We start from the raw sequence: 16,219 nt of genomic DNA, 5'->3' as shown, positions 1-16,219 counted from the left end.
GCGTATGAATAAGCATCTTCAAATTCTCCTTGAGCTTGCAAAACTTGATAAGCAAGTTGATGACTTTAGCCCAAAAATCGCGCTTGTGCGTAAAGAGCTGGATTCTCACATTGCACAAAAAGCAAAAATTTTGCAAAATATTGAGAATCTTCAAGAGCAAATCGATAGTTTGCAATTCCAAATCAATGAGAGCGAGCGTATGGTTGGCGAAAGTATCGCACGTATCGAAGGCATTACCAAAAAACAGCAAGAAATCCGCAGCGAAAAAGAGCTCCGCGCGCTTAATGTCGAAGAAGACATCGCAAAGGAAAATCTAAGCGTGGCAAATGAAGAAATCCACTCTCATCAACTAAAACTACGCGCAAAGCAAGAGGATATGCAAGAATTAAAAACACAAACAGATGCACTTGAAGTGCAAATCAAAGAATTAGAATCTAGCGTGCAAAGTGAAGTTGATGCGATTCTAAAAGAGCAAGAAAAGCTTTTTGAAAAGCGCAGAGATATTGTAGGTAAGGCAGATTCTAAGAGTATTTCATTTTATGAAAAAATCCGCCGTTGGGCGAAAAATACAAGTGTTGTGCCGGTGTTTAAACAGGCGTGTGGCGGGTGCTTTATCCGTATCAATGACAAAACCTATGCTGAAGTGCTTTCAAATGCCGAAATCGTTACTTGCCCGCATTGCGGAAGGATTCTCTATCCAAGCGACAAACAAACTTACAAAGAATGTATAGAACTCTAGCTTTTTAATCCTTTGACGGGAAAAAATCCCGCCCAATTCTATTCCCTTAATTGTATCACTTGCGCGGAAGCGAATTCCGCTTCGCCTCTGCTTTACCTCCGCTCTAGATTCGTTACACTTCGCTTGCGCGTTCATATTCAACGCTTTTTGGAAGCTTAAATCTATAGGACTTATAAAAATTTGCTATTGCATTTGCAAAACAAAAAATGTCTCTTAAAGTTTTGGCATACCTTGTGTTGGTGAGCTCGCGCTTGCGTAGGGCTTTTTCTCCATCCTACCAGCTAGGAAGCTCGCACGTCCAGCGATTACTGCGTGTTTCATCGCATATGCCATAAGCAAGGGGTTTCGCGCGGTAGCGATTGCGGTATTTGTCAGCACCCCATCAGCGCCAAGCTCCATTGCCACCGCCGCATCAGATGCGCACCCAATGCCCGCATCAACAATCACAGGCACGCGTACTGCTTCTTTGATAAATAAAACATTATAGCGATTTTGTATCCCAAGTCCGCTACCAATGGGTGCAGCTAGGGGCATTACCGCACTTGCACCCGCAGATTCTAAATTCTTTGCCATAATAGGATCATCATTTGTGTAAGCCAACACGCAAAAACCCTCTTTTGCGAGAATCTCGCACGCCTTCAGCGTCTCAATCACATCAGGATAGAGCGTTTTTTGCGTATCGCCAATAATTTCAAGCTTAATAAAATCAATCCCACAAGCCTCCCTCACAAGTCTAAAAAGCGTAATTGCCTCATTTGCATTCACGCACCCAGCAGAGTTTGGCAAGAATGAAATTTGCGTGTCCTTAAAATAATCCAGCAAATTTTCCTGCGTGGAATCTAAAATATTCACCCTTCGCACAGCTATGGTGATGACATCTGCGCCAGAGACAAGCGTGGCTTCTCTCGTGGTTTTGAAATCCTTATATTTCCCGCTTCCGACAATAAGGCGCGATTGCAAGGTTTTATTGCCAATGACTAATGGCACATCAAGCGCATTTAAGAGATTTTCCAAGTCTTTTTGTGATTTTTGCATAAGTAACCTTTTATAAATGTAGTGTTTCTAGTTTCGCAAGATTTGCGATGATTTTTTGTGGTGTGAGCGCATAGGTGCAGGATTCTAAGCCTCCAGCAAGTGCGTGAGCTAAGCTCGCACTAATTGTGGCTTTTAGTCCATCATAGCCCTGTGCTAAAAGCGCACCAATCATACCTGCTAGCACATCGCCACTTCCGCCTTTTGCCAATGCGACACTTCCCAATGTGTTAAAAAATAGCTTTTGATTTTTCGCAATGATGGTGGTTGCGCCTTTGAGCAAAAGTGTAGTATGTGGAAATTTCGCGCTAAATTCCATAGCAAGGCGCATTTTATCCTGCCATTTAAGCGCACCCACGCGCCCAAAGCCACAAATTTCTAAAAGCGCGCTAAATTCCTTTGGGTGCGGTGTTAGCACGATTTCACGCGGCGTGGAATCTAGCAAACTTTTATACTCTAAAACTTCAAGTATTTCTTTACAATGCAATGCGTCCGCATCAATTACGCAAGGTTCACTCCGTTGCGCCAACTCATTTAGCACCTTTGGGCTAAACTCGCCTAGCCCCATACCAAGCGCGTATGCGCTGACATTTTGTGGGATTGCGCGCACTTTCATAAGCTCTAAAGGCAATTCACCCCTATCAAGCGAGCGCTTATCCACCACGCTTACTAATCCCGCACCAAAGGCAAACCCTGCCTGCGCACTTAGCGCACCCGCACCGCTTTTATTTCCCATAAAAACGCACAAATGCCCAAAACTCCCCTTATGCGCGTTTTGATTTTCCCGCGTTGGTAGGCACATATCGCTTGTTTCAAGGAGCTTGAGAGATGAGGCAATTTCGTAATTTTGCCTTGAAACCCCAAGCTCTGCTACGATGATTTCCCCCACATAGTCTTTTGCCTCATCGCTTAGAAGCGTGCTTTTAAGCGCACCCATACACATTGTGTAATGTGCTTTGAAAATGGCTTGCGTGTCATTAACAGAATCCGTAGTTTCAAAGAGTTGTGCTTCTTTTGGCGTGATTTCGCCTTCACCCAAAAGCCCGCTGGGAACATCACACGCGATATTGAGCCTTGCGATGAGATTACTTTGCACAATAATCTCATTTAAACTAGAATCCACACGCCCCTTAAGTCCGCTCCCAAAAAGACAATCTACCACAACATCACAAGGCGTAAGTTTGCTAATAAATCGTATTTCTTCAACCAAGCGCGCTTTTTGGTGCATTTCCACGCAAAGTGGCGTCTTTGGCTCTTTTGCCTGATAGATTCTCACGCGATAGCTTCCGCTTAGCTTCCTTGCGAGCGCGTAGCCATCTGCACCATTATCACCACTCCCGCAAATAATAGTTACCACACTTTTTTTATGTGCTTTTTGCTTAATAAGCTCCAGTATCGCGTTTGCAGCATTTTCTACCAAAATCTGCGCGCTTAGCTCAAACTTCTCACATACGCGCCTATCAAGCGCACTCACGCTCTCATAGACATTCTGCATCAATACTCCTAATGTATAATAAAAATATATTAACCAAAAAAAAGATTCCTTTTCTTTGTTCTGTCTATTTGCCTACGCGCCACATCTCACAGCGATTGCCGTAGCTATGGCGGCGACTAAATCATCGGAGTTTTCGCTAGATTCTGGGATTAGAGAAGTGATTTTTTGTTCCAAAAATGAAGTGTCAAAATCCCCTCGACGGAAATCTTTGTCGTGGCAAATATTTTTCAAAAACGGGATTGTTGTTTTCACCCCGCGAATGGTAAATTCCTGCAATGCACGCGCGAGCTTATTTACCGCAAGGTCGTAGCTTGAAGCGCGCACGATGAGCTTTGCAATCATAGAGTCATAAAAAGGCGGAATTACATAATCCTTGTAAATACAACTATCCACACGCACGAAAGGACCAAGTGCAGGGTAATAAGTCGTTATTTTGCCCGGATTTGGCACGAAGTCATTTGAGACATCTTCAGCATTAATGCGCGCTTCAATCGCGTAGCCCTGCGCGTGAATATCGCTTTGGTTTAAATCCAAAATCTCCCCGCCTGCCACGCGAATCTGCCTTCCTACCAAATCAAGCCCTGTAATCTCCTCTGTCACGCCGTGCTCAACCTGTATGCGCGTATTCATCTCCATAAAATAAAAGCGATTGAAATCATCGAGTAAAAATTCCACGGTTCCGGCATTTGTGTAGCCCACAGCTTTTGCAGCAGCCACAGCAGTAGCGCCCATTCTGCGACGCAAATCCTCGCTTATAAGCGGGCTTGGCGCGATTTCTATGAGTTTTTGATGGCGACGCTGAATAGAGCAATCACGTTCCAAAAGGTGGATTGTATTGCCATAATTATCTGCAAGTATCTGAAACTCAATGTGGCGGGGGTTTGTAATGTATTTTTCCATAAAAACATCATCATTTTTGAAAAACGCCATTGCCTCGCGCTTGCACGCATTAAAAGATTCTGCAAGCTCACTTTCTTTCTCCACCACGCGTATGCCTCTGCCTCCGCCACCAGCACTTGCTTTTAAAATCACAGGATAGCCGATTTTTTGTGCAATTTTAGAGATTTCCTCGATACTCAGTTCGTTAAGTGGCTCGGTGCCGGGCACGACTGGGATTCCGTGTTTTTGCATAATTGCGCGTGCTTGGTTTTTATCACCCATTTTGGCGATAACTTCGCTATTAGGTCCTATCCAAATAATCCCGGCATCTTGCACTTTTTTAGCAAATGTGGCATTCTCGCTTAAAAATCCATAACCCGGATGTATCGCATCTACGCCAAGTTTTAACGCCGCCTCCACGATTAAATCAGAATCTAAATAGCCACGCAGTGGATCATCGCTTATCTCATAAGATTCATCAGCCATTTTGACATGCATAGAATCTTTATCCGCGCGTGAGTAAATCGCCACACTTTGTATGTGTAAGTCCCTACACGCGCGAATTATGCGCACTGCGATTTCGCCACGATTAGCAATCAGAATTTTTGTAAGCATAAGATTCCCTTATTTTTGTTTTTAGCTCGCGTGGGGGTGATTGTAGCAGGTTTTTACTTAATTTAAGTTTCGCTGGGGATTTATTTATTGTGTGCGAAGTTGGTAGGTGATGTCGCCTGCACCAAGTCCGATGATAATGCCAGAATCTAGGCGCTTTAGCACGCATTCCTTATCAAAAAGCAATAAAGAATCTCCATCGCGTTTGATATGGCTTGCAAAAAGTGGGTTTAAATGCGCGAACTCCTTGCGCAAGTCAATATCAAGTGGCTCTTCTCCAGCGCGCCAAATGGGTAAAATCACCAACTCATCGCAAAGCCCATCAAAACAACGTTTGAAAGATTCTAAATTATGCAAAAGGCGTGAGTATTTGTGCGGTTGGAAAATCACGCTCACATAGTTTTGCCCGCTTAGATTCTTGTAAATTTGCACGCTTTTGAGCGTGGCGGTGATTTCAGTTGGATGATGAGCGTAGTCATCAATGATGACACAATCCCCGTGCGTGAGAATATCAAAGCGCTTTTTAATGCCTCTAAACTGCGCTAAATTGTGCCGTATCTCCTCTGCACCTTTCCCAAAATCAAGCGCGCAGAGAATCGCCAAAGAAGCATTTAACGCGATATGCTCACCAAAACCATAGACCTCAAACTCGCCAAAATCACGGAGTTTAAAGCGCGTGCAGGGCTCGTTGTCTCTCAAAAAATAGCTAATGTCTGTAATATCTTTGGCTGGGTCTAAACGCACGCAAGGCAAATTACAATTTGCCAAAAATGCATCAGAATTGCTCACCACGCGCTTTTTTGCCTTGTGTAAAAATGCGCGGTAAGCAGAGTAAAATTCTTCCAAGTCATTGTTATAAGTCTCCATATGCTCGGGTTCGGCATTTGGGATTATCGCGTAGTAGGGATTTGAGTTTAAAAAGCTCTTGTCAGATTCATCAGCTTCAAAAATGAGACTTTCACACGCTAATGCGCGGACATTTGAGCCAAATTCTTTAGAATCTGCGCCGATGATTGCACCAAAATCGGGGAAAATGCTTGCAAGCATAGCACTTGTGGTGCTTTTGCCATGTGCGCCACACACGCTAAAAACGCGCTTGTCCTTGAGAATAAACTCTAAGGCTTGCGCGCGGGAAAACACCTCAATCCCAAGCTCGCGCGCGCGCAGAATCTCGATATTATCGGGCTTGATGATAGCAGAGTGAATGACTAAATCTTGGTTGGTGATACATTCCCTGCTGTGCGGGATTGTAATAGGGACACCGAGCTTTTTAAGCATTTTTACACTGCTAGATTCTGCAATATCGCTACCGCTAATCTCCGCGCCTTGCGCTAATAAAAAGCGTGCCAAACCTGAAATGCCAATGCCACCAATACCGATAAAATGGATTCTCAACTTTTCCTTCCTTTATGAAAATTGCGCTTCACGCGCTATGTTTTTGTGTGTTTTTATATTGCTGCGTGTGCTTATTGCGTGCCTTCAAATCTTGCAAGTGCGGATTTTATGCGTTTGAGCGCGTCTTTGATAATTGCACTTTCATACACAAGCGCGATACGCACAAAGCCCTTTCCTGCGTCATTGCGCCCTAGAAAACTTCCGGGCAAAACAACGACGCCTTCTTGCGTGTAAAGATATTTGCAAAACTCCGTATCCTCGCCAACTTCAAGCCACAGATAAAAACTATAAGGTGCAATTTGAGCCTGCGGGAAAAACTCTTGGGCAAGGGAAAGATTCTGCGCGTAAATGGCGCGAGAATGCTCGGGCGCGGAAAAATCCTGCCACGCTATGGCTGCGGCTTTTTGCAAAGGAAGCGGGTTCGCGCAACCCACATAAGTGCGATACAGGCTGTAAGCTTTGAGAATCTGCGCATCACCCGCAATAAATCCGCTACGCAAACCCGGCGCGTTTGAGCGCTTCGAGATAGAATTGAGTGCTAAAATTTGGCTAAAGCTATGATTGCCCGCTTTTATGCACGCTTGCAAAATGCTTGCTGGTGGCTCTTTGGCATAAATTTCACTATAACACTCATCGCTTAGAATCACGAAATTATATTCTTGCGCTAAGCGCACCCATTCCGCCAACTCATCAAGGCTTAAAGTCGCGCCTGTTGGGTTATTTGGCGAATTGAGAATCACCAAATCAACTTCTTGCAACTGCGCTTTTGTAAGTGTGGGCTTAAAGGCATTTTGCTTGCGCAGCTCCATTAGCACAATGCGCGCATTTGAAGCAATCGCCGCACCCTCATAGATTTGATAAAAAGGGTTAGGATAAGCGATGGTAGGCATAGATTTGCCAAAAAGATAAAATTGCGGGAAATTAAAAAGCACCTCGCGCGTGCCAAAAGTGGGGAGAATCTGCGTAGATTCTAACTCAAGCGCAAAACGCTCTTTGATAAATCCTAGCTGTGCGGTGCGCAAAAAGTCCTCGCCGTTGGATTTTGGGTATTTATTAAGAAGGCTGGCATTTTGCGTGAGAGAATCTAGAATGTTTTGCGGTGTGGGGAATTGCGGCTCGCCTATGCTAAGATAGAGTTTTCCTTGTGGCGCATCTAAACCCTCAAGCAGGGCACTAAGCTTTTGGAATGGGTAGCTTTGAAATTGCGTCAGCATCGCAGATTCCTTAAAAGTTTGATATTTTTGATTTTTGGTTAAAGCTTGATGTTTTGGGTTTTTAAGCGGTGAATTATAACCAAAAAAATAAGGCTTTTTAGTAATTTTGCGTTTTTGGGCTTGATTTTTCAGCAAAACATTGCTAGAATTTCGACTTTCTAGTTTCTTGTGGTTGCACTTTTAAAATCTTGTATTTGAAAATGTAGATTCTAGGTAATTGCGGGAATAGCTCAGTGGTAGAGCACAACCTTGCCAAGGTTGGGGCCGCGGGTTCGATCCCCGTTTCCCGCTCCATTTTTTTAGATTCCAAAGCTACTTTGTAAGATTATGATATTTAGCCCGGGTGGTGAAATTGGTAGACACAAGGGACTTAAAATCCCTCGGACATTGCGTCTGTGCCGGTTCAAGTCCGGCCTCGGGCACCACCCGTGATTCTAAACTTGCAGTAATTGCGGATTTTACAGGTGGATTTTAGAAAAATGGCGACATAGCCAAGTGGTAAGGCACGGGCCTGCAAAGCCTTGATCCCCAGTTCGAATCTGGGTGTCGCCTCCAAAATATCAATTTACACAATCTGCAAAATACAAAGTCGGGAGATGGCTGAGTGGTCGAAAGCGGCGGTCTTGAAAACCGTTGAAGTGCAAGCTTCCGGGGGTTCGAATCCCTCTCTCCCGGCCACTCGTTGAAATCATTAGGTTTCCCCATACCACGTAAAAATAACAATAATCCAAGATACTGGAAAACAAAACTACCCATAAAAAAATAGCTTATTAAGAAAAAAAATTATTAAGTTGCTTGATTTTTTGTAGGTTTTGCACCTTATTTAAAATATTTTCAATACGCAAGCACCTTTTCTTGCACTTTTTGGATAATCCAGTCTGGTGTGCTCGCACCCGCTGTGATGCCACATATTTTTTTACCCTCAAACCACGCGCACTCTAGCTCACTTTCATCTTCGACCAAATAGCTATGTGCGCAGTTATTTTTGCAAATCATAAAAAGCTGCTTTGTGTTTGAAGAGTTTTTTCCGCCAACAATTATCATAATATCAACTTCCTTGCTTAGAGTATCTGCCGCACTCTGGTTATCAAAGGTCGCATTACAAATAGTATTAAACACCCGCACTTCAGCACAATGCACGCTCAAATACCCAGCAATCTTTGCAAACACTTCAGGTTGTTTTGTTGTTTGAGAAATAAGCGTGATTTTCTTTCCCAAACACAGATTCTGTAATTCCTCAAAGTTCGCAACTACATTCGCGCCATTTTCCGCATAGCTCACCACACCCTTGACTTCGGGGTGCTCTTTATCACCAAAAACGATAATATCATAGCCCTCCTTGCTCATCTCCTCAACTATCATTTGTGGCTTACGCACATAAGGGCACGTGGCGTCAATAATATCAAATTGCTGGTTTTGCAACTTTTTTAAATCATTTTTGGGAATCCCATGCGTGCGGACGATGAGCTGTCTGCCTTTTTGCAGATTCTCTAAAGTCTCACTTGTATCGACATTAAAATCTCGCTTGAGCCTGCTAATCTCCTTAGCGTTGTGAATAAGCGGTCCTAAGGTTATAGAATCTTTATGGTCTTGGGCGATTTTTATCGCGCGCTTCACACCAAAGCAAAAGCCATAATTTTGCGCGAGTTTGACTTGCATACATATTCTCCTTGTTTTCTCTGTTTCCTTATCAGCTTGTTTCTAGCTCTTAAATATTATGAGAATCTACGCGAGCAATCCTGCCTAAAAGCTCTAAAAAATTAGGAAACGACACATCAATGCACGCGCTATCTTCAATCTCCCCACCGCACACAAGACAGGCAATCGCAAAGCTCATCGCAATGCGATGGTCACCAAAAGAATTTATACGCGCTGGCTTTAAACTCCCACCCTGCACACTAAAGCCATCTTCAAACTCTTCGCACTCTATCCCCATCGCACGCAAGCCCTGCACTACGCACGAGATTCTATCAGATTCTTTAACGCGCAATTCTTTTGCATTGCGCACCTCGCTTTTCCCCTGCGCTAAGGCAAAAGCAATACTAAGCGCTGGAATCTCGTCAATAAGCCAAGAAATATGCTCGCTTACACGCACTGCACGCAAACTAGCAGCCTTAACTTCAATATCACCCACATCTTCTAAGCTGCTTTGTTTTTTGCGATAGGTGATTTGCGCGCCCATCTCACGCAGGACTTCAAAAGCTTGAATTCGTGTAGGATTGAGAAGGACATTTTTTAACACCACTTCACAATCCATCACACACGCCGCCAGAGCGAAATAAAATGCACTTGAAGGGTCACTTGGCACTTCAAAATTAAAAGATTCTAATCTCTGCCCTTTTGCTAAAGGATTGAAATCAATCATCACTTTTCCATCTTGTGCGGTTTTTGTATCAAATTTAACACCCATAGCCCCTAACATTCTCTCCGTGTGATCGCGGCTCAAAAGTGGCTCACTAAAATGACACGGCGCATTCGCACTAAGCCCTGCAAGAATCATCGCGCTTTTTACCTGCGCACTAGAAATTAAGCTTTCATAGCAAAAACCCTCTAGCTGCCTACCAACAATGCTTAGCGGTGCTAAAGTATTTTGCGCTCGCGCATAAATTTGTGCGCCAATAGCACTAAGTGGAGCAATGACGCGCTTCATTGGGCGTGCGTTTAAATACTTATCTCCACTTAACACAAAATACCCTTCAACACCCGCCAAAAGCCCGGTATAAAGGCGCATCGCCGTGCCTGCATTGCCACAATTTAGCACATCGCTTGGCTCAACTATTGCGCTTGGGGGCGTGAATACAAAATGCCCAATATCCTTTTGTTCCACTTGCAAGCCTAAATTTTTAGCAATATTAAGGGAATCTAATGTATCCTCAGCTAAAAGATAGTTTTTCACCTCACAAGCGCCTTTGCTTAAAAGCGCAAAAATCGCACAACGATGAGAAAGTGATTTATCACTAGCAATATCTGCAATTTCTAGGGAAAATTTTTGAGCCGGCGCAATACTTGTTACACGCATACCAATCCTTTTAATATCACATTTTTAGCTTAGCATTGAAGTTCTGCTCAAGCACCTCTAAAACACGCTTGCTAGCCTCTTGCAAGTCCTTATCCTCAAGCGTGGTGTGCAAGGAGCGTAAAACAAGACGCAAGGAAAGCGCGATTTTATCGGTAGATTCTGCAAAAATATCCATTGGATACACACTTTCAAGGTTTGGAATCTGCGCGTTTTCAAGCACTTGACGGATTTTGTAAAACTCCACTTTAGAATCTAGCAAAAGTGTTAAATCACGCTGGGATTTCTGGAATCTTGAAAATTCCTGCATTTGTGGAAGTGTATTTTGCAAGCTTTCAAGCGCGATTTCACATACAAAGCCATTCCCAAAGTGCGGATTAAGCTTTGCGATAAAGCCCACGCACACGCCATTTTGATACACAAAGCCACATTGATATGGGTGCAAAAGCTCTGGGAATGCTAAAAACGCGTCATTTTTTTGAGTATCTGCTTGCTGCGTGCTAGATTCTATCTTAAAGCCAAAAGACGCAAATTCTTTTGCATTATGCTGTGAGGCATTTTGCAAGCTAAATGCACCAATAGCATTGCTTATGAGGCTTGCAAAGCTGTAAAAATCCCATTTCACGCCCTTTGTGTGTGGGAAGCACTCAGCCTTTGCCATTTCGCTTACAAACACGCATAAGCGCGTGGATTCTGTCCTTTTTGCGTCATACACACTGCCAATTTCAAAAAGCCCTATGGCTTTGTAGCCAAAGTTTGTGTTACGCTCGCTACTTGCAAGCATTGCAGGGATTAGGCTTGTGCGCAAGGTATCAAGTTCAGAGGCAATAGGATTTAAAAGCCCAAGTTCAAAATCCACCTCCACAAAGCCTAAACGCGCAAGCTCATTTGAGCTTGCAAACACATAGTGTATGCACTCATTAAGCCCATTAGCCAAAAGCGCGTGCGCAATTTCACGCCTTTTTTTATACTGCAAGTAATGTGTGCTACGTTGCACACATTCGCTAAATTCAAGCGGTTTTGAAACAACAGAATCTATACCTCTAATGCGTAAAATCTCCTCCGTCAAATCCCCGATATTGCTAACATCGTGGCGATAGTTTGGCACAGTCACCATAAAAAAATTTTCATCGCAGGTCACATCGATTTCAAACTTCAAACGCTTCAAAATCTCTGTCATCTCTTCCTTGCTTAGCACATTACCGATAATCTCGCTAATAGCCGCAAAAGTCGTCTTAATCTTTGTTTCTTGGGTGTATTGCTCGACATTATGCGTGCCAGAGTAAATAAGCACATCGCTAGATTCCAACATACTTTGGCATAAAAAGTTCATTCCCTGCTCTAGGTTTGGATTGCTCCCACGACTTGAGCGGTAAAACACCTCTTCACACACTTCAAGCTTTTTGTCAAACACAATCTCTGAAATTACCTTCGGCGAGACAAAGCTTGCTTCTATAATGATAACTTCTGATTTTGTTTGGAATTTTGTATCCAAATGCTTAATGCCAATGAAAGAGAGAATCTTTTCTTGCACACTCACAACTTCCACACCTTGAGCATCTTTTTTAATACTGAGCCGCACTTCCAAAGAATTAGAATCTTCATCTCTTTTTCTATATGTGCGCATTTCTTCTAAACGATAAGCATTTAAAATTACACCCGTCATATAAGTGCCATATTCTAAGAAATTTTGCACAACATCAGCTTTTAGCGTCCCATTGAGCGCGAGAGTAAGCGCGATATTAAGCGGGAGGCTCATTTCCTTAACCTCGGCAATGCGATACAAAAGGCAGGAATAAAGCTTGTTTTCCACACTCACACCTAGCACGCGCCCAAGCCCTAAGGCTAAGATATTATCGATGTCATTAATTGGCTTTAAGCGTAAATCAAAGCACGCAGAAATATCGCGCGCAACGCCTAACACACTCAAGCAATCCCCGCGGTTTGGCGTGATGGAGAGTTCAATAACATAATCATCAAAAAGCGCCAAATCCGCTACTTCGCTTCCTAGCACAAGTTTGCCTGCGCTTTTATCAAGCACCATGATACCTTCATTCACCGCAGGTAAGCCAAGCTCAGTGCTAGAGCATAGCATTCCTTGACTTTCCACACCGCGCAAAATACTTTTCTCAAGAATCTCGCCATTTGCCTTTGGCAAAAGTGCGCCAATAAGCGCAACTGCGACAAATTGATCCTTTGCTACATTTTTTGCCCCACATACAATCTGCAAAACTCCAGAGCCGACATTTACCTCGCACACGCTAAGTTTATCCGCATCAGGATGTGGTCTTTTTGACAAGACTTTACCAACCACGACTTTTTTGGGAATATTGAGAATCTTAACGCTTTCAACCTCTAGTCCGATGCTATTCAAACGCTCACATAAGCACTCACACGAAACCCCACTCATATCCACAAAACGAGATAATAATTTTTTTGTAATAATCATCTAAAATTGCTCCAATACACGCAAATCAGTCTCAAAAAAGCTCCGCAAATCATTCACCCTGTGTATAAGCATCGCAAAACGCTCAACCCCAAGCCCAAAGGCATAACCGCTCACATTTTCATACCCCACGGCTTTAAAGACATTCTCATCTACAACTCCACAGCCCAGCACCTCAAGCCAGCCTGTATGCGAGCAAACGCGACAGCCTACACCTCCACAAAACACACAGCTTATATCCACCTCCGCACTTGGCTCTGTGAATGGAAAAAAGCTTGAGCGGAAGCGCACTTTCACATCACCAAACATTGCGCGCAAAAAATCCTCTAAAATGTATTTAAGGTTTGCAAAGCTCACCTTGCCCGCTTGATCCACGACAAGCCCTTCTACTTGATGGAACATCGGTGAATGCGTCAAGTCATAATCGCGCCTAAACACAGCACCCGGTGCGATGATGCGGATTGGGATTGAAGATTTTTGCATAGTGCGGATTTGCACGGGGGAAGTGTGCGTGCGTAAAAGCGCAAGATCTTTGAAATAAAATGTATCTTGCATATCGCGTGCGGGGTGGAATTTAGGCAGATTGAGCGCTTCAAAATTATGAAAATCATCTTCTACTAAAGGTCCGCTTTGGATAGAAAAATTAATACAAGTAAAATACTCGATAATACGCTCCATTACCTGATTTACCGGGTGTCCGAGACTTTTTGGCTTCAAGGCAGTAAAAAGCGAGGTGTCAAGATATTCTTTCCGTAATTTTCTGCCAAGCTCCTCTTGTGAAAGTTTAGCCTTAAGAGAATCTAGCTTAGATTCAAACTCTGAACGCACAGAATTTAGCTCTTTTGCAAAAGCCTTTTTTTCCTCTTCACCTAAAGCCTTAAGGCTACTAAAAAGCGCAGTAAGCTCACCCTTTTTCCCCATAATCTCAATACGCAGATTTTCTAACGCCTCAAGATTCTTGATTTCCTCAAAGCCTTTAGCAATCTTTCCTTTTATTTGCTCTAATTTTTCCAACACTTCCGCCTTTTTTAAATAAAAATACAACTAAAAGGCGCGCATTGTAACATACTAAAATTTAAATTTAGGTTTCAATAAAGTACTTGCCTTATATCACCACCCCAAATATAATCAATCTTTACATAATTCTTGAGCTGCAATCTCTTTGACTGCAATTGTGGATTATAGTTAAAAGCACTCGGCATAATAACCACCTTTTGAATATTTTCTATCAAATAAGCCGCCCACCAGCTAAAAGTAGAATTTGCCATAATAGCGTGCTGTGCGCTGCGCATAAGGTCTAATTCAAAGCATGCGTGTGCTTCGGTGTTGTTATCTACAAAAACAAATTCCAAATCTTTTTTAACCTCTGAGGACAAAAATCCCAAAAAATATTTCTTGCACCACACAATATCATTGCTAAAAACAAAAATTGTAGCTCTCTTAAGGCGCGCTTTTAGTGCCTTTAAAGCTCCCTCATAATACGCCTTACCAAGTTTTACATATTTCCAATGCTTATCTTGCAAAAAATCTCCACGCCTTATGTGCAAAAAAGTTGCATTGTGTGCATTTAAAATATGTTCTTTGATAGCTTTGTTTTCTCTGCTTGGCGCGATTTTTAAAGTAAATTCGTTTAAAAGACTACTGCGAAATGTATGAAAAAAATCAGGATCGGCAAAAAACCCAACAAAATAAGCTTGATTGGAAAAATGGTGATTATTTAGAATCTTTTGTTTTATACTGCGAGATTCATTGATGCAAAAAAACTTATCATAGTAACGGCGCAAATGCAATTTATCTATAAGTCTATGAGAAAACACTTTATAAAATAAAAAATTACGCGCATTTAAAGGTTGTGGTGAAAAATTTAAAATAGGCAACGAGATATTAAAAAATCTTAACTCTAGCTCTCTTGCATCTTTTGTTTGGCTTAATAAGGGGGGGGGGGGCAAATAAACTACAATTATATTCAATCGCGTCCAAAGCCACATCATAACCAAACTCAGTTAATCTTAGTGCAAAAGCATATTGAAAGAGTTGATTTCCCAATCCACCTTGTAATCTCACAATCATTATGTCTCAACCTTGAGTTTTTTTATACAAGATATTTCTATAAAAGATTATATATTTTTGACTTTCATTGTAACGCACTAAACTTTAAATTAGGTTTTACGCTTGCCAAAATTGATACATGGCTTTTCAACCACGCGATACAAAAAATCCGCCAAAAGCAACACCAAAATAATATTAAGCGCAAGATAAATATTCGCCAAAAGGCTACTTCCAAAATCAATATAAAGCTTCGTATCACCGTCTCCGGAAGCCATAGGTATCATTTGATAAAAATTGAGTTTTTTAGATAAAAGCGCGCTAAGAGCTTTCATAACGCTTATGAGAAAAAAATGTGTTATGTAGATTGTGTAAGAAATTTTACCTAAATATCTAAAGGGCTTTAAGCATAAAAATCTATCTATTGCCCCCCCCCCACAAGCTAGAGCATTTCTATAATTTGAAAGCGCAAAAGTAAGAATGAGTAATGAAAAACTTAAAAGCGCTAAATTACGCATGCCAAAGCCAACTATAATACCAGCAAATACCACAACAGCAATCTCTAATATGCCAAATCCCACACACGCACTTTTGCACCATTTTTGCAGAAAAATACGCATTTTTAGAATCTGGGTAAAAATAAAATAACTCAACACTCCGCCTGCAAAATACAGCAACCCTTCCCTTGCCTCATAACGCAAAAACTCCAATGCACCTGCATAATAACCCACTACAATCGCACAAAAAATCCCATAACGCAATACCTTTGGCAAAAACATACAAAACCCAAAAAAGACATACGCATACCACTCCACGCTTAAACTCCAGCTTGGACCATTGAAAGATAAAGATTCTGTGAAAGGCAACCACGACTGCAAAAGTAAAAAATTTGGGACCAACTCACTTAATGCTTTGGTATCCGTAAAAGGCTCATTTTTTAGTTGTATGTGTAAAAAATGAAATACAAAAAGATTCCCAAACTCTAGCAAAATAAAAGTAAGTAGCATAAGCCAATGCAGCGGTATAATGCGGAAAAATCGCGTGCGCATAAATTTAGCAAAACTAAAATTATTTCTATCATACACATAGGGGATTATAAAGCCACTTAGCACAAAAAAGAGCGGAACAAACAAATGACTATTGCGGAAAAAAGCCCATTCACTAAAACCACCCACCACAAAAAGATGATATACCACAACGCAAAATGCACCAATCCCACGAAAAGAATCTAAACTCGCTAAATACACAACATCTTTATGCCCCTGCAACTGCATTTTCACTCCTTTGGAATTTTTTAAAAATCGCATTTTACATTGAAAGCGCGTATTTTGCACTTAAAGGCTCT

At 42.2% G+C, this 16,219-nt stretch carries 12 protein-coding genes and 4 tRNA genes; 5 read left to right on the top strand and 11 right to left on the bottom strand.

The window, feature by feature from the left end:
* Nucleotides 1-4: 4 nt before the first annotated feature.
* Nucleotides 5-739 carry a zinc ribbon domain-containing protein gene (locus tag A3217_RS03075; protein ID WP_066387793.1) on the top strand — a complete coding sequence of 245 codons (735 nt, stop codon included), beginning with the start codon at nt 5-7 and terminating at the stop codon, nt 737-739.
* A 213-nt stretch (nt 740-952) separates the two neighbouring features.
* On the opposite strand, the gene A3217_RS03070 is transcribed toward A3217_RS03075, so the two are convergent.
* The 5 genes from A3217_RS03070 to A3217_RS03050 all read right to left on the bottom strand — a co-directional run bounded on the left by A3217_RS03070 (nt 953) and on the right by A3217_RS03050 (nt 7,366).
* Nucleotides 953-1,774 (bottom strand): thiazole synthase, encoded by an 822-nt coding sequence (locus A3217_RS03070; protein ID WP_066387792.1) that lies wholly within the window; start codon nt 1,772-1,774, stop codon nt 953-955.
* A gap of 10 nt (nt 1,775-1,784) precedes the next feature.
* The gene (locus A3217_RS03065; RefSeq protein WP_066387791.1) at nt 1,785-3,266 is read right to left on the bottom strand and encodes a bifunctional ADP-dependent NAD(P)H-hydrate dehydratase/NAD(P)H-hydrate epimerase; all 1,482 of its coding nucleotides are present in this window, start codon (nt 3,264-3,266) and stop codon (nt 1,785-1,787) included.
* 72 nt (nt 3,267-3,338) lie between these two features.
* Nucleotides 3,339-4,760: an acetyl-CoA carboxylase subunit A gene (locus tag A3217_RS03060; protein WP_066387788.1), complete on the bottom strand. Its 1,422-nt coding sequence runs from the start codon at nt 4,758-4,760 to the stop codon at nt 3,339-3,341.
* An 84-nt stretch (nt 4,761-4,844) separates the two neighbouring features.
* Nucleotides 4,845-6,152, bottom strand: coding sequence for a UDP-N-acetylmuramate--L-alanine ligase (murC, locus tag A3217_RS03055; protein WP_066387782.1), 1,308 nt, complete (start codon nt 6,150-6,152; stop codon nt 4,845-4,847).
* Between the two features lie 71 nt (nt 6,153-6,223).
* Nucleotides 6,224-7,366: a succinyldiaminopimelate transaminase gene (locus tag A3217_RS03050; RefSeq protein ID WP_066389701.1), complete on the bottom strand. Its 1,143-nt coding sequence runs from the start codon at nt 7,364-7,366 to the stop codon at nt 6,224-6,226.
* 219 nt (nt 7,367-7,585) lie between these two features.
* On the opposite strand from A3217_RS03050, the gene A3217_RS03045 reads away from it, so the two are divergent.
* The 4 genes from A3217_RS03045 (at nt 7,586) to A3217_RS03030 (ending at nt 8,044) form a co-directional block, all read left to right on the top strand.
* Nucleotides 7,586-7,660: transfer RNA gene (locus A3217_RS03045), tRNA-Gly, on the top strand.
* Nucleotides 7,661-7,703: 43 nt separating this feature from the next.
* Nucleotides 7,704-7,791, top strand: a tRNA-Leu gene (locus A3217_RS03040).
* A gap of 56 nt (nt 7,792-7,847) precedes the next feature.
* Nucleotides 7,848-7,921 (top strand) — tRNA-Cys (locus A3217_RS03035).
* A gap of 35 nt (nt 7,922-7,956) precedes the next feature.
* Nucleotides 7,957-8,044 (top strand) — tRNA-Ser (locus tag A3217_RS03030).
* Nucleotides 8,045-8,200: 156 nt separating this feature from the next.
* Here A3217_RS03030 and A3217_RS03025 read toward each other — a convergent pair.
* The 6 genes from A3217_RS03025 to A3217_RS03000 all read right to left on the bottom strand — a co-directional run bounded on the left by A3217_RS03025 (nt 8,201) and on the right by A3217_RS03000 (nt 16,148).
* Nucleotides 8,201-9,025 (bottom strand): 4-hydroxy-3-methylbut-2-enyl diphosphate reductase, encoded by an 825-nt coding sequence (locus A3217_RS03025; protein WP_066387780.1) that lies wholly within the window; start codon nt 9,023-9,025, stop codon nt 8,201-8,203.
* Between the two features lie 49 nt (nt 9,026-9,074).
* Nucleotides 9,075-10,385, bottom strand: coding sequence for a 3-phosphoshikimate 1-carboxyvinyltransferase (gene aroA, locus A3217_RS03020; RefSeq protein ID WP_066387774.1), 1,311 nt, complete (start codon nt 10,383-10,385; stop codon nt 9,075-9,077).
* A 16-nt stretch (nt 10,386-10,401) separates the two neighbouring features.
* Entirely contained in the window at nt 10,402-12,831 is a 2,430-nt protein-coding gene (gene pheT / locus A3217_RS03015; protein ID WP_066387772.1) for a phenylalanine--tRNA ligase subunit beta, read from the bottom strand.
* Complete coding sequence (locus A3217_RS03010; RefSeq protein ID WP_082807857.1) at nt 12,832-13,845, bottom strand: phenylalanine--tRNA ligase subunit alpha; 1,014 nt, start codon at nt 13,843-13,845, stop codon at nt 12,832-12,834.
* Nucleotides 13,846-13,916: 71 nt separating this feature from the next.
* Nucleotides 13,917-14,798 carry an alpha-1,2-fucosyltransferase gene (locus A3217_RS03005; protein ID WP_066387769.1) on the bottom strand — a complete coding sequence of 294 codons (882 nt, stop codon included), beginning with the start codon at nt 14,796-14,798 and terminating at the stop codon, nt 13,917-13,919.
* A 189-nt stretch (nt 14,799-14,987) separates the two neighbouring features.
* The gene (locus A3217_RS03000; protein ID WP_066387768.1) at nt 14,988-16,148 is read right to left on the bottom strand and encodes an acyltransferase family protein; all 1,161 of its coding nucleotides are present in this window, start codon (nt 16,146-16,148) and stop codon (nt 14,988-14,990) included.
* Between the last annotated feature and the right edge of the window lie 71 nt (nt 16,149-16,219).

Source organism: Helicobacter himalayensis (genome assembly GCF_001602095.1).
GTDB classification, from domain to species: domain Bacteria; phylum Campylobacterota; class Campylobacteria; order Campylobacterales; family Helicobacteraceae; genus Helicobacter_F; species Helicobacter_F himalayensis.
This window is presented reverse-complemented; position numbering and strand designations above follow the sequence as displayed.